This is a genomic window from Neorhizobium fuzhouense (genome assembly GCF_042611105.1).
Lineage (GTDB): Bacteria > Pseudomonadota > Alphaproteobacteria > Rhizobiales > Rhizobiaceae > Neorhizobium > Neorhizobium galegae_A.
The window spans coordinates 1-13,623 of sequence record NZ_JBHFFP010000021.1 but is presented as its reverse complement, the minus strand read 5'-3'; the positions used below and the strand labels follow the sequence as shown (position 1 = coordinate 13,623).

Annotated in this window: 13 protein-coding genes; 10 read left to right on the top strand and 3 right to left on the bottom strand. The window is 61.3% G+C overall.

All coding sequences use genetic code 11. The features are described 5' to 3' along the window. Position 1: 1 nt before the first annotated feature. Genes ACEXP3_RS23560 through ACEXP3_RS23550 form a run of 3 tightly spaced genes read left to right on the top strand, consistent with a single transcriptional unit; the run spans position 2 to position 7,211 of the window. Entirely contained in the window at positions 2–2,830 is a 2,829-nt protein-coding gene (locus ACEXP3_RS23560) for a transglycosylase SLT domain-containing protein (RefSeq protein WP_377299623.1), read from the top strand. After that, the gene (locus ACEXP3_RS23555; RefSeq protein ID WP_377299622.1) at positions 2,827–4,731 is read left to right on the top strand and encodes a hypothetical protein; all 1,905 of its coding nucleotides are present in this window, start codon (positions 2,827–2,829) and stop codon (positions 4,729–4,731) included. Before ACEXP3_RS23560 ends, ACEXP3_RS23555 begins: the two co-directional genes overlap by 4 nt. Beyond that, positions 4,728–7,211, top strand: a complete 2,484-nt coding sequence (locus ACEXP3_RS23550) for a hypothetical protein (RefSeq protein ID WP_377299621.1) — start codon at positions 4,728–4,730, stop codon at positions 7,209–7,211. The genes ACEXP3_RS23555 and ACEXP3_RS23550 overlap by 4 nt, the downstream gene beginning before the upstream one ends. Here the strand turns inward: ACEXP3_RS23550 and ACEXP3_RS23545 are convergent, their stop codons facing one another. After that, entirely contained in the window at positions 7,212–8,045 is an 834-nt protein-coding gene (locus ACEXP3_RS23545; protein WP_377299620.1) for a BRO-N domain-containing protein, read from the bottom strand. Between the two features lie 181 nt (positions 8,046–8,226). Then, on the bottom strand, positions 8,227–8,469 hold the full coding sequence (locus ACEXP3_RS23540) for a hypothetical protein (protein ID WP_377299619.1): 243 nt from the start codon (positions 8,467–8,469) through the stop codon (positions 8,227–8,229). A 258-nt stretch (positions 8,470–8,727) separates the two neighbouring features. Here ACEXP3_RS23540 and ACEXP3_RS23535 point away from each other — a divergent pair, with 258 nt between their 5' ends. From ACEXP3_RS23535 to ACEXP3_RS23520, 4 genes are all read left to right on the top strand, one after another. Continuing rightward, entirely contained in the window at positions 8,728–9,024 is a 297-nt protein-coding gene (locus ACEXP3_RS23535; RefSeq protein WP_377299618.1) for a hypothetical protein, read from the top strand. Positions 9,025–9,099: 75 nt separating this feature from the next. Next, on the top strand, positions 9,100–10,524 hold the full coding sequence (locus tag ACEXP3_RS23530; RefSeq protein ID WP_377299617.1) for a hypothetical protein: 1,425 nt from the start codon (positions 9,100–9,102) through the stop codon (positions 10,522–10,524). A gap of 13 nt (positions 10,525–10,537) precedes the next feature. Next, on the top strand, positions 10,538–11,587 hold the full coding sequence (locus tag ACEXP3_RS23525) for a right-handed parallel beta-helix repeat-containing protein (protein ID WP_377299616.1): 1,050 nt from the start codon (positions 10,538–10,540) through the stop codon (positions 11,585–11,587). Positions 11,588–11,660: 73 nt separating this feature from the next. Then, positions 11,661–12,614: a hypothetical protein gene (locus ACEXP3_RS23520; protein WP_377299615.1), complete on the top strand. Its 954-nt coding sequence runs from the start codon at positions 11,661–11,663 to the stop codon at positions 12,612–12,614. Here the strand turns inward: ACEXP3_RS23520 and ACEXP3_RS23515 are convergent. Further along, on the bottom strand, positions 12,604–12,795 hold the full coding sequence (locus ACEXP3_RS23515; protein WP_377299614.1) for a hypothetical protein: 192 nt from the start codon (positions 12,793–12,795) through the stop codon (positions 12,604–12,606). The genes ACEXP3_RS23520 and ACEXP3_RS23515 overlap by 11 nt on opposite strands. Between ACEXP3_RS23515 and ACEXP3_RS23510 the strand changes: the two genes are divergently transcribed. The 3 genes from ACEXP3_RS23510 to ACEXP3_RS23500 all read left to right on the top strand — a co-directional run. Further along, positions 12,788–13,006 (top strand): hypothetical protein, encoded by a 219-nt coding sequence (locus tag ACEXP3_RS23510; protein ID WP_377299613.1) that lies wholly within the window; start codon positions 12,788–12,790, stop codon positions 13,004–13,006. The two genes, ACEXP3_RS23515 and ACEXP3_RS23510, sit on opposite strands and share 8 nt — an antisense overlap. 7 nt (positions 13,007–13,013) lie before the next feature. Beyond that, positions 13,014–13,310 (top strand): hypothetical protein, encoded by a 297-nt coding sequence (locus ACEXP3_RS23505; protein WP_377299612.1) that lies wholly within the window; start codon positions 13,014–13,016, stop codon positions 13,308–13,310. Beyond that, on the top strand, positions 13,307–13,623 hold a 317-nt coding region (locus tag ACEXP3_RS23500; RefSeq protein WP_377299611.1), incomplete at its 3' end, for a hypothetical protein. The genes ACEXP3_RS23505 and ACEXP3_RS23500, both read left to right, overlap by 4 nt.

Sequence of the window (13,623 nt, the reverse complement as noted above, 5' to 3'; positions counted from 1 at the left end):
GATGGCGGGCAATAGACGGGTTGAACCGGTTTCCTACACGCCCTTTCGCGCGCAGCCCCTGCTTTCGGAGGGGCTGCTTGCCGTTTCGCGCGAGGGCGGCGGTGAATTGCAGGCGCGTGTGGCGGCGGGCCTTGCGCGCATTGCTGACGAGGCCGGGCAAAAGGCGGATGCGGAGGCCAAGCGCGCCGGCATGCTGGCAGGGCAGCGTGCAGCCATGGATGCCGGCCCACAGGCGGGTTCCTTCAGCGGCGGCGAGGTGACTGGCACAGCCAGTTCCAACGGGCAGGCCGGGCATGTGCGCGGCGCACAAGGCGGCGTTCGGGTGGCTGTGGCGCCGGCGGAAATCCGTTCGGTGATCCATGCGGCGGCGCAGCGGTATGGCGTCGACCCCGTTGCCCTTGAGCAGACGGCGGGGCTTGAAAGCTCGTTCAATCCTAATGCCCGCAATCCTAACTCCTCGGCGGGTGGCCTATTTCAGTTCGTCGATGGCACCGCCAATCAGTATGGCTTGCGCAACCGGTTCGATACCGGGGAAGCATCTGACGCTGCGGCACGCCTGATGCGCGACAACCGCGATACGCTGCGGCAGGCGCTGGGCCGAGAACCGACGGCGGGCGAGCTTTATCTTGCGCACCAGCAGGGGGGCGGCGGCGCAAGCAAGCTGCTTGCCAACGCCAATGCGCGCGCCGTGGATGTGGTTGGCGCGGAAGCCGTGCGGCTGAATGGCGGCACGGATGGCATGACGGCCGGGGAATTTGCTGCGCTGTGGACGCGCAAGGTGGGCGGCGGATCCTATGCCGCCATGCCGTCCGCCGCCGCCGTAGCGCCGGTTTCCGTGGTGCCGGTGCAAAGCGAGCAGGTGCGCACGCCGGGTGCCGGCGGCGGTTTCCGGCCGAGCGGGCGCGATACGGTGTATGGCCGCGCCTATGATGTGGCGGGCACGCAAACTTTCCTCGAGCAAGCCGACCAGGTGATGCTGGAAGAGCAGGCACAGGTCTATGAGGCTTACAAGGACAATCCGGACATGCTTCGGAAAAGCCTTGATGAGCTGCTGACGGCGCACAAGCAGGAATTCGTGTTCCCAGAGATCGCGCCCGATTACGAGATGGCGTTTCGCAAGCGTGCCAACGGGCTGATGACGCGGGCGCAGGCGGAAAAGAGACAGCGCGACAACGAAGTGAACCGCGTGCAGTTTCTGGGCCGGATGGAAGATCTGGAAACGCTGAAAAGCCAGCGTCTTGCCGGGCTCGATGCCAATGACCCCTCGGCGGCGGCGGAGCTGGCGGACCTGCAGACATCCATCGATGTGCATTACGACAGCGCCGTGGCGCGTGGTGTTCTGGATTTGTCGGAAGCGGAGCGCTTCAAGCGCAAGAGCCGATCGGATGCCGTGGTAGGATTTTACACCGGGCAGGCGGCACGCAAATCTGCCGATGACATCAAGACCATGCGGGCCGATATGGCGCGCGACTGGGCGGACGGTGGCATTGAAGGCGTAAGCGCCGACGACTGGGACCGGATTGAAAAGGGCCTTGCCGGTGCAGAAAGCGCGCGCCGGACACAGGACGAGAAATCCAATGCGGATCTGCGCAAGCGTGGTGATGATCTGGCCAAGCGTGTGGCGGCCGGCCTGCCGGTGACGCCGGACGAATTTGCACGTTTCCAGCTCGATGCCCGCACCGCGCCGGACGGTGCGCGGATCGTGAATGGAACGCTGGTGCGGATGCGTGTCTCGGAAGCGATCCGGACACAGCCGATCGGTGCGGTGGAAAAGAACGTCAAGTCTCTGGTGGGGGAAGATGCGAGCGCCGACGACATTGCCTTTGCGCAGGCGGCGATCGCTTCTCACAAGAAGGACGTGGCGACGGATCCGCTCGGAGTGGCGGAACGCTTTGGTGTGCTGCCGGTTTCCGGCGGTCTGCCGCTGGAAGGCGATATTTCGCCCGATGCCGTGTCTGGAGCATTTGCCGAGCGCATCAACGCGGCACGGGCGGCGGCGAACCATTTTGGCGTGCAGCCGAAATATTTCCGGCCGGGTGAGGCGGAGACTATCGAGCAGGCGGTAAAGTCTGATCCGGAACGGGGACTATCGATCGCGGCCGGACTGGTGGATGCGGCCGGGCCAGATGCGGACACGGTGCTGCGCCAACTGAACGAAACAGCGCCTGCCGTTTCTCTGTCTGGTGGGCTGATTGCGATGGGCGGCTCCAAGCAGGCGGCGCTGGACCTGATTGCCGGCATGGGCAAGACGCCGGACGGAAAAGCCTATCCCGACATGCAGCAGACGAAGCGCATTCCTCTGGCGCAGGCGAGCGCCGGTGTGGCGCTGTCGTTCTCGCCGGCGGAAGTCAACCGTCTTGATCAGGCGGCGGCGGCGATCGCGCGCAAGCGGATGTATGATGCCGGGGTGGACCCGAAAAAGGACGATGCCAAGCCTTACTATGAGCGGGCCTATCAGGAAGCGGCTGGTGCCAGCTTTGCCGGTGAAACGCAGTATGGCGGCTTTGGCGAATACAAACGCGGCTGGACCTATCGCGCGCAAAAAGTGCTTCTGCCGCCGACCGTGCGGGCCGACAAATTTCCGGATCTTGTGGGTGCGCTGACGGATGCCGATCTGGGCGGCGTGACGGCGAAGAACGGCAAGGCCTGGACGGCGCGTGACGTGCAGGGCGCGATGCCTGTTGCCGTGAAGGGCGGGTATGCTTTTGCCCGTGGCGACCTTTCCGGCGATCCGATGTTCATTGCGGATGCGGCGGGAAATCTTGTCGTGCTCGATCTGGAAGCGCTGCGGCCCGTTCTTGAGCCGCGCGTGCCGGGGGCTTACCGATGAGCGATCCGAAGGGGCTTTTGCAAAAGGGCAATATCGACCTGAATTCTCGCCCGGTGGTCAACAATGCCGATGGCACATTCAGCACCGTTCGCTCCATGTCTTTCGAAGAAGATGGGACGGAAGTGCTTGTGCCGACCGTCTCGCCCGATGGGCGCATCCTGTCGGAGGAAGATGCGATCGGTCTTTATCGATCGACCGGCAATCATCTGGGTAAATTTGCCACGGCCGAAGATGCGACAGCCTATGCGCAGACGCTGCACAATGACCAGGCCAAGCAATATGGCCCAAAGGCGAGACCAGATCCGTGGCGCGGCGTGCGGCTTGCAGACCCTGTCACGCTCACAAAAAGTGTATCCGATGGGCCGCAAAGCTGGGGGGATGCCTTTCTGACGCTCTCGGCGCGCACCGACGATGTGGCCCGCATGATCGAGAACACGAATGCCGACAATGATGCGCTGACGGAAGCGTATGACCGGCGCATTGCCAAGATCACCGAAATCACCGGGCAGGTTCTGCCGAACCCGATGCGAACGGCAGGCGATGCTGATCGCGAATATGCAAACATCCTCGCATCGCAGGCGAGTGGCGGCGGATTTCTGCCGCCGGCGGGAACGCTGAACGCGGATTTTACCAAGCGGCAGGAAGAGGAGTTCAACCGGCGAGCATCGGCCCTGCTGGAAGATTATCCGGCGCTCGGGCCAATTCTGCGACCCGGCATCATGGAAGAACGCAACCAGGTGATGCGCGATGCGCAGGCGAAAGCCGGAAAGGCCGCACAAGCGCCTGAACTCGGCATGGCCGGGCGGTTCACTGCGCAACTGCTGGGCGGATTGCAGGGGGCCGCGCGCGACCCGACGCAATGGGGTATGGCGATGGTCGGCGCAGGTGGCGCGACGGCAAAGACGGTGGCCGGTCGGATCGGCCAGACCATGGTGCAGGAAGCTTTGCTGAACGGCGCGCAGGAGCTGGTGCTGCAGGCGGCAAGCCAGGACCGCAAGCGGCAGGCCGGACTGGAACATGGCATGAAGGACGCGCTGGCGAATGCCGGCATTGCGGCGACCTTCGGCGCGCTGTTTGGTGGCACGGTGCAGGGTGGCGCCGAGCTGGCAAAAATCTTCAAGCTTGGCGAAGGTGGCGCCGAGCAGGCGGCGCGCGTGCTGGATGGAAAACCGGAACCGGGCGACGTGGAAGCCGTGGCGGCCGCCATGGGCGTGACGCTGGATCCGGACAAGCTGGACATGCTCAACCGCTCTTTTGAGGAGCGGATGCTGGACGAGATCATGGTGCCCGACGATCCGAACCCGGCGCAGATGCGCGTGATCGAGGCGGCGCGGCGCTATTCGGAGGATCCGGACAATTTTCCGCCGCCCGAGCTGGTGGAGCGAATGGAGGCCGAGCGCGAAGCGCAGCGGCTTTTAACGCTGACGCCCGACGATTACGAACGGATTTATGGTGGCGGTGATGCCAATGGCATCGACGACATTGCCGACACGTTCTTTGCCGATGACGTGGGGCAGGCTGCGCGTGTCATCGACGATGCGGCATTGCGCGCCACTGACACTGTGAATGGTGCGCCGTCGCCAGCGCGCACGGTGGCCGAGACGGCGCGGACAGTGGACCAGATGGGCGAACGGCTCGACGCGCTGGAAAACCAGACCATTGCGCCGCCGACGCGGGCGGAACCGCTGGACGATGCTGCTATGCGGGCAGCAGAGGATCAGGCAGGGGAGCTTATGGACCCGGTGCTGGATGCCAACGGAAATGCGGTCAACCTTTACCAGTACCTCCCCTGGACCGACAGCAATGGAAACGCCATCCCCGACATGACTGTGCGGGAAGCGCTCGACCTTGCGGATGTGGATAATTTACACGCTGATCTTTTAGAGGCCTGCAAACTATGAGCCTACGCGATTGCCTGAATTCTGCGGTTGAACAGGGCGCTATCGATCGCCGGCAAGCCGATGAACTGTTCCATTACTGGGAAAGTCGCTTCCAGAAGAAGCGGGCCGGAATGAGCGACCGTGAGGCGGCAGCCGCTGCCCGGGCTGAGGTCGTCGCGGCGTTGCGGACGGAAGCCCAAGAAAAGAAGCGCCAGGTGCTGCTTGCCGAAGCGCGGCGCAAAGAGGTGGCGGATTTCATCGAGAACTATCGGGACAATACGGGCAAGCCCGACCAGGTGGATGCCGTTCTGTCGCTGATGATCCATAGTGGCTACAAAGGCACGTTCTCTATGCAGGGGCGTGCCAATGCGATCATTTCGATGGCGCACCGCGATCTGTCCGACGTGATGTATCATTTCCGACGGTCAAAGGGCCTTGGCCTCCGGCGGAATACCGTGGATCTTCCGGACTTCATCACGGCGCTGCATGGCGAAGTGACTGACAACCGGACGGCCAAGGCGCTGGCCGGAGCTGTTTCCAACGTGCTCGAGGACCTGCGCCAGCGCTTCAACGCAGCGGGCGGCAACATCCCAAAACGGCAGGACCACGGTTTGCCTCACACGCACGATCCGGTTGCTATCCGAAAGCTGGGGCGGGATGAGTGGAAAGCATTCATCCGCCCGCTGCTGAACGCTGACGAGATGACCAATCCGAAAACGGGAGAGACGATCGGGGCCGATGGCCTCGACGCATCGCTCGACTATGTTTTCGACACCATCGTTTCAGACGGATGGGCGCACCGTAAACCGGAAAGTCGGAAGTTTGGAAAAGGCAAGCTTGCCAACCGCTATCAGGATGCCCGGTTCCTGATCTTCCGGGATGCCAAAAGCTGGCTCACCTATAATCAGGCCTTCGGAAAGCGGGACGTTATCCAGACCGTGTTTGGGCACATTAACACCCTTGCACACGATATTGCCGCTATGGAGCGGTTCGGGCCCAACCCGGATGCCACGATAGAGTGGGCAAAGCAGGCGGTTCGAGCCGAGATTGGAAAGCGGCAGGCCGGATCATCTCTGATCGAAGGCATGAAAGTTCCAGGCATGTCCTCTGGAGCGGCTGCGGACTACCGCATTTCCAGCCTCTGGGAAGCGATGCGCGGGCGCGGCACGGTATGGGCGGGTCCTGCCCAGATTGCCGGTGATATCCGCAACCTCGCAACCTCGGCTGCTTTGGGCGGAACGGGCATTCTTGCCGCGGCGACTGATCCCTTTGTGGCGGCCGCGGCGCGGCGACTGGCCGGCCTTCCGGTGACGCTGACCTTTGTGGACATGATCAAGCGCTTTGCCCGCGATGGCGACCGGCGGGCGATGGCGCGGCGGGCTGTTCTGTGGGACGATTTCCTGCATACCATGAACGACAGTGCGCGTTTTGTGGACCAGATGTTCGGGGGGGAAACATCCCGCTATATCGTCGACCGCGCTCTGACATGGAATGCCCTGAGCCCGCTCACTGATGCGCGAAAGCGGATCGAGGCAAGCGCGTGGCACGAAACCCTTGGTGGCTATGCCGAGAAGAATACGGACTGGATTGACCTGCACCCGCTGCTGAAAAAGGCCATGGAAGGTTTCGGCATTACGGCCGATGATTGGCACAAGATGCGCGGCGCAGTTGACGAACTCGGCTTTCTCGACCCGGGTGGCGTGGTTGAAAGAACCGGCGATCTTGCTCTTGCGGAAAAGTATGCCGAACTGATTACGCAATGGGCGGAACGGTCTGTCCCAAGCGGCAACCCGCGCGTCAAAAGCGTGCTCACCGGTGGCGTGAAGCGGGGGACAATTCTCGGGGAGATTGCCGAATTCGGAAGCCAGTTCATGAGCTTCGGGTTTTCCTTCACGGCGCGCCAGCTCGAGGCGATGTATATCTATTCGATGCTTTCCAGATCGACCGGCGGACGCATTGCACGCGGATCTGCCTATTTCGCGGCCATGGCCATACCGCTGACAATGGGGGCAGCGTTCTATACGCAGGTGCTGAACGTGCTGAATGGAAAGGATCCAGAGGACATGACGAACAAGGCCTTCTGGGCGAAGGCATTCGTCAAGGGCGGCGGCGGCGGCCTGTTCGCCGATTTCGTCGATAAGGCGGAGAACCGGTTCGGCCAGGGCATTGCGGCCACACTTGGCGGCATTGGTGGGGCGTTTATCAGCGACACTGTTGATTTGAGCATTCGCAGCATTCAGACGCTCATCTGGCAGGATGACTATGACGTGCCGCGCCGCACTGTGAAATATGTCGGGCGCTATACGCCTATTCTCTCTTCGCACCCGGCCACCCGCGCGGCCTATCGCCGGGCCTTCGTGGACCAGCTGCAATGGCTTCTGGACCCGGAAGCTGACGCTAGCTTCCGGGCGCAGAAGGCGAAAAGCGGGATGTGGTGGGAGCCGGGCGAACTGACGCCGCGCCGGCTACCGGAAATGGAAGCGGTAGCCGGCAAGGAATGATCAGCCGAGATAATGCGAGGGAACCCAGACGAAATCCCTTGCATTCTTGCCGCCCTGCGGTGAGCCGAGTTGCGCGCCGGGAAGCCGCAGCCAGTTTTCGAACGGGCGTATCCAGCGGGTGCCGGCATAGACATCCCCGATCATGGGGTGGCTGATCGGCAGCGAAAAGCCGGGGCCGACCGTTCGCACGAAGCGTTGAAACTCAAACGGCGATGAGCGCTTTCCGAAGCCGAACATGCCATTGATGTGTTCGCGGAAGGTTGCGCCATGAATTGCCGCATCGAGAAGATGGGCAAGGCAGGCCAGATCTTCCGGCGATGCCTGCTCGTCGGCCACAGGCAGACCCATCTGGCGCCAGAGGCGGCGCGTCTCCTCCTTCGTATGCGACATGCGGAATTCCTGTATCAGGTCCTTGCGCCGCGTCATTTCGTCAATCGGGGCCGGAACATTGGTGGCCGGTTCCGGGCGCATGATTTCCGTTGCATCCGCGCGATAAGCGCCAGTGCGCCGGATCTGCGGAATGACTTCGTGCGCCAGCCAACGCTTGAAGCGTTCGGCTTCTTCCTTGCGGGAGCGGAACACGAGGCGATACACGCCGGGCTCTGAGATAATGACTGTCGTCTGTGCGCCGCCACCACGTTCCGACTGCGAAAGGGGGTCGGTAATAGCGACCCCCTTTTCATCGGCGTCGAGGTTCGCCAGCGCATCATTGTGGTTTTTGATGGCCAGCGCTTCGCATACGTCTTTCCCTACGAACCACAGTTCACCATCTTTTTCGACGACCCGAACAAGATGCTCCTCAAAAGCAAAATTCCGAATTGCATTCATTTCCATTCTCCTTTGCTGGTTGCACGCAAAGCGGAGACTGAGTCTCGCCAGCCCGGCAAGCGTGCATATGCTTGCAAGTTACTGATAGATTTATTGAATTTGTCAGTTTAGCCGTGTTTTAAATCAGCGGCTTGCGCACGCGACATGGCGTGATGATGCCGTTTGTGCGCGCTGGACCAGAAGCGGCCTAATGGAGGTTATCCCCACTGTTCTGGTTGCTTGCTGATGAGAGCCACGCGGCTTTGTGGCTGCTTTCGCAAACGGCCAGCTTGTCCATCATCATGTACATCTGGGTGCAGACGGTTTCGCGCAGACGGCCGAACTCCTCGTCGTCGCCGTTTTCCGTGGCAAACAGCACGAGTTTCGTCAGGGCGCGCATATCTTGCAGGGTGTCTTCAAGCTGAAGAAGAGCATCTGTGGGCTTTGGCATTTGGTCGGTTCTCCTAGAGTTGAACCCTGACCACCAGCTTTCCATTCTGGCGGCCGGGCGATAGTGGGTTTGGAAAGACCGGCTAGGAGACCGGCAGAGGACAAGCCTCTCCCACTACGCCCGACCATAAAAAAACGCGCTATGCGCGCGTTGGGGCGCTCCTAGATCTGACCAGCTTTCCAATTCTGGACTTCACCTTTTTCGTGAAGCGTGCATAGGTTGAGTCGAGCAACTAATTTTGTCAAGGGGGCGTGTCGGATGAAGGTTGTCATTGCGCTGATGTTTACCGGATCTTCAATGTGGGCACTGCCCGCCGCCGCCTGCGCGATCGTCACGGAACCGTGTTACTCGGGGCCCAACGGCGGATCCTACACTACAGGGAAAAGCCTTGACGATGGTTACAGCGTTCGCCGAAGCGGCAGCAGGTACGCACCAGATACACTTGATGGCCGCTACGAGCAGAACTACAGCGGAAGTGGCTATCGGATGCGCAGTGCTGACCCCTTTGCAGACGTGCCTGCAAATCGCCGTCTCAAAAACAGTATTTACGAGTAGCCCTTTGACGCACTGAACAACGCGCCCGCGCGCGTAGCCTTGGCCTGATCAACCAATCAGGGCAGGGCTGTTTTCATGGTGAACCCGTATCCGCTTCCGCGCCAGCTGCGCGAGACCGACGCACTTGTGGGAAATGGCGGTTCTGTCTACGGGCCGTTTGCCGGGTTCAAGATCTTCGACACGGCCGATGTGGAAGTGTGGACGCGGCCGGACGGCGCGGATGTGTGGACGGAAGTTGCCGCGACGGTGACGAAAACCACCGGCGATGCCTTCGACACCTTTTCCGTCACCTTCCCTTATGCGGTGCCCGCCACGACCCGCTTCAAGGTGCTTTCGCGCCGGACGCATGAACGGACGGCCGGCGTTGAAAACGGCACGCGGCTGGACATGACGGCGCTGGAAAAGGAGCTTTCCAAGCAGGGCACCGTGCTGCAGGAGCTGCGCCGCGACGTGGATCGGGGCGTGCAAGTGCAGTTCGGGCCAGGCTATGTGCTTGCCGACGATCTGGAAGACGGCGAGACACTGATGAAGAGCGGCACGCGACTGGTGGCCGGGCCCAATGCCGCCGACATCGCGTCAGCACAAAGTTATGCGGAAATAGCCCTCACATCTTCCGAGCACGCGCAAGCGTCAGCCGAAGAGGCGGCCGGATATGCCGATCTGGCCCGCAACGATTGGGTTGTCTCGGGGCCTTTTACTGGGACGGGTGCAGAACAGGATTACCTGCTGGCGATCAACCCCGGATCCGTCAACAATATGTTTCTCTCCGCCGGAGGCGTGTTGCCGCTGACGACCTCCTACGAGTTGGTCGCGGTGTCCGGAAGCTATTACCTTCGGGCAACTGTTCCAGACGGCGTGGTTTTCGAGGTTCGCAGTGGCTATGCCATCGACGTCAACACGCCCTCGGCGGGGAGTGTGACGCGCGCTTCGCTGGCTACGTCCGCCACGCTGGAAGGACAAATCGCCGCCGCTACCGATGCGGCATTCAGCGACACGGATATGTTGATTGCCCGCAAGAGCGACGGGTCATCGGTCAAGCGTTCGTGGGGTAATGTGAAGTCTGCCCTTTCCACCGGAAAGGCGCGGTTTCGTGCCCACAAAAACAATGTGAACCAGGCGGGAATTGTCAGCGCAACGGACACCAAGCTGACCTTTACGACCGAAGCGTCCGACTTTGGCGGCTTCTACGATGCCGCAACCAGCAAGTGGACCCCGCCGGCCGGGGCCGTCTTCCTGAATTCCGTCTGTCAAATCACCGGCACATTCAGCGCGACAGTGCAGGTCGCCTATCTTCAGATTTTCAAGAACGGCACACTGTTCGCCACGGGGGCGTCTGTCCATGACGCCAATACCGGCAATACGGCCGTATCGGTGACGTGCACGGACGATGCCAATGGTAGCGACTTCTACGAAGTCTACCTGAATGTCACCACGGCATCCGGGACGGCAACAGTCACGGGAACAATCGCTGCCAATCGCTTCGAAGGCATCGTAATCTAAGGCGGGAACCGAAATGATCATCACCAAAATAAGTCAAGCCATGATAGAAGGGCTCGGTTCATCGCATATGACTGTGGCCAAGGCGCAGACCCAGGCGGCGCTTGAGCAAGCCATGGACGACGCCGGCGCAGGTGGAACGATCTTTGTTCCTGCAGGCACATACAATGTCACCGGCTTTGCATCACGCGCCCACTATCAGACGCTTATCTTTCAGGCGGGCGCAAAGCTGTTTCGCACCGGCGGCATGCATGTCGTCAACGTCACGCATGCGGGCACCCGGATTTTCGGTGGGGAATTCGACGGGAACAAACAGGCAGGCGATCCTCTTTTTCGTGCGATTGCGGCGAGCCCAAACTGCGGTATCGAGATCCATGATGCCGTGATCAAGAACATTGCCGGCTACGGCGTCGGTGCGGTCGATGGCCGGTTCATCGTGAAAGGATGCACCTTTACGGCTATCGGCTACATATCCATATTCTTCCAGTCGGAGCTTTTCCGAGCCGTCGAGCCGATCGTTATCGAGGACAACATCGTTACCAACACCGGTGCAGACTACCAGGATTATGGTGGCATCATCGTAAAAACCAACAATACCATCGGCAATTTTCTGGTGTCACCGATACTCAGGAACAACCGCGTTACGCTGCCGGTTCCTGCCAACACCACAGAGGCAAGCACCAAATATCCGAACTCTGTCTGCATCGAGTTGCGCGGATCCTCCGTTGGTGTTGTGGCGGATAACACCGTTAATGGCGGTGTGATTGGCGTCTCTATTGCCAAAAGCAACCACGCCAAGGTGTATGCGAACCATGCGGTTAGCTGTTTTTATTACGGGCTTGAGGCTGCAGATACCAATGACCGGACGCAGTTTTTCGTAAACACAGTCACCGGATCGAACGGACTGGCCGGCTCATCCTGCGGCGCATCCATTTCCAACAACAGCAATAACACGACCCTGGTCGGCAATCTGATGTACGGTAATTTGCAGCGCATCCGGATCACCGGAGACTGCTCCGGCACCACCGAAGACTTCGTGGCGCGCGCCGCAGGGTACAACGCCTAGGACCATTCGCACTTTACGCCCGTCTCCCGGCCTTAAACTGCCCCCACGTTGAACTTCGTGCGGGGCCAGTTTCATGCAGCATTCCATTTTCATCGAGCGTGTGAATGTGCCGCTCTTCACCGGCAAGGCCACGGCGCTGCAGACTGCCGGCCTGCGCGCCGTCATCGATCGTGGCGAGCTGGAGCGGACGCCACGCGAGCAGCTGGCCTATATGCTGGCGACGGCCTATCACGAAACATCCGGTCACATGCAGCCGGTGATCGAGACGCGCCAGCCGGGCGAGAAGAAGAACCCGAGCGTGGACACGGCCATTGCCCGGCTGGAAAAGGCCTTCAAGGACGGCAAGCTTTCCTGGGTGAAAACGCCTTACTGGCGAAAGGACGAGGCCGGCAAGACCTGGCTCGGCCGTGGCTTCGTGCAGATCACGCACAAGCCCAATTACAAGAAGCTTTCCGGTCCGTGCGGGGTGGACCTGGTGGCGGATCCGGATGCGGCGCTGACGATGAGCGTGGCGCTTTCGATCCTGTTCGAAGGGATGACGCACGGGATCTTCACCGGGCGGGCGCTTGGCGACTACATCGACGGCACCAAGGCGGATTATCGCGGCGCGCGCCGGGTGATCAACGGGCAGGAAAGCGCCGACAAGGTGGCACATTACGCCGTGATCTTCGAGGCGGCGCTGATGGCGGCAGGCTATGCGCCGACCGGCCATGGCGTTGCCACGGCAAAACCGGTGACGCCGGATGTGGCCACGGTGGATGCCGTGGCACCAAAACCGGCGGCACCTGCCGCAAGCGCTGCCAGCGTGGACCCCGAAAAGCTGGATAAGCCGATTTCAAAATCCAAGACCTTCTGGATGTGGCTGACGACGGCCGCCGCCACGCCGCTTGCTGCATTCGGCGGACTGGATTGGCGCGTGCAGCTGGCCATCGTCGCCGTCGTCATCCTGTTCGCGGTCTACGCCATCAAGCGGCGGGCGGACATTGCCAAGGTTTACCGCGACCTGAAGGACGAGATCAGTGCTTGACGGGGTGAAAATCGCCCTTGGGGCGGGCGCTGGCGCGGTTGTTGCGGCGCTTGCCGTGTTTGCCTGGGCGACACTCTCGCTCGTGCCTGCGGCGCGCGAGGAGGGCAAGGCGCTGGCGATCGCTGAAGCCCGCGGCGCGGTGATCGAGCAACTCAAGGAACGGAGCCAGACCAATGCGCATGTTGAAACACTGTCTGCTGCTGATCTTTGTGCTGCCCTTGGTGGCGTGTTCACCGACGCGGAATGCCGTTGACGGCGATGGCGCCGGTTACGCGCTGCTGACGCCCAACGCCGGCACACGCGCCTTCATGCTGCGCGAGGACGATGCTTTTGCGCGGCAGGTAGCTGCGCACAATCTGCAATGCCGCAACGACGCGCTTTGCGCCAAGTGAGGGACAAATGGCTGTCAGGACTTTTACCGACAACAGTACAAAAAATTTCGGGATCGATGCCAAGTGCGATGCCGGTTACCGGGTGCTGGCCTATTCCGGATCGCTCGGCGGCGGCACGCTGCAGGTCTTCACCAAGGCGGGTGATGCCTCAGCGTTGGTGCCATTGGCCGATGCCAAGCTTTCCGCCGCCAAGCTCGACGACAACGGCGATGCCATCAAGCAGATGGTGTTCGTCTCTGCTGGGCAGGTGCATGTGACGCTTTCCGGCGCCACGGCACCCAATGTGGAAGTGAGCGTGGAATGAAGCCGGCGCGCCACCAGAGCAGCCTGACGGGCGGGCAGACCAGCCTGAAAGCGGGACAGACCAGTTTGCGCTTCGGCCAGACCAGTGTTTCCACCCTGTGGAAGGGCGTGCGGGATTCGACCGCCTGGGTGATGCGCGATGAAACAGGCGTTAAGGCGCTTCTCGACATCGACCACGAGAATGGACGGTATTGGTACAACGGCGTGGCATACGCCACGGCCGCCTCGCTCTATGCAGCGCTCGGCACCGTATCGGTAGTTTCCGGCAACCTCGTCACGTTGGGTCCGACGCCGCAGGGCGCCGAACTGGTCGT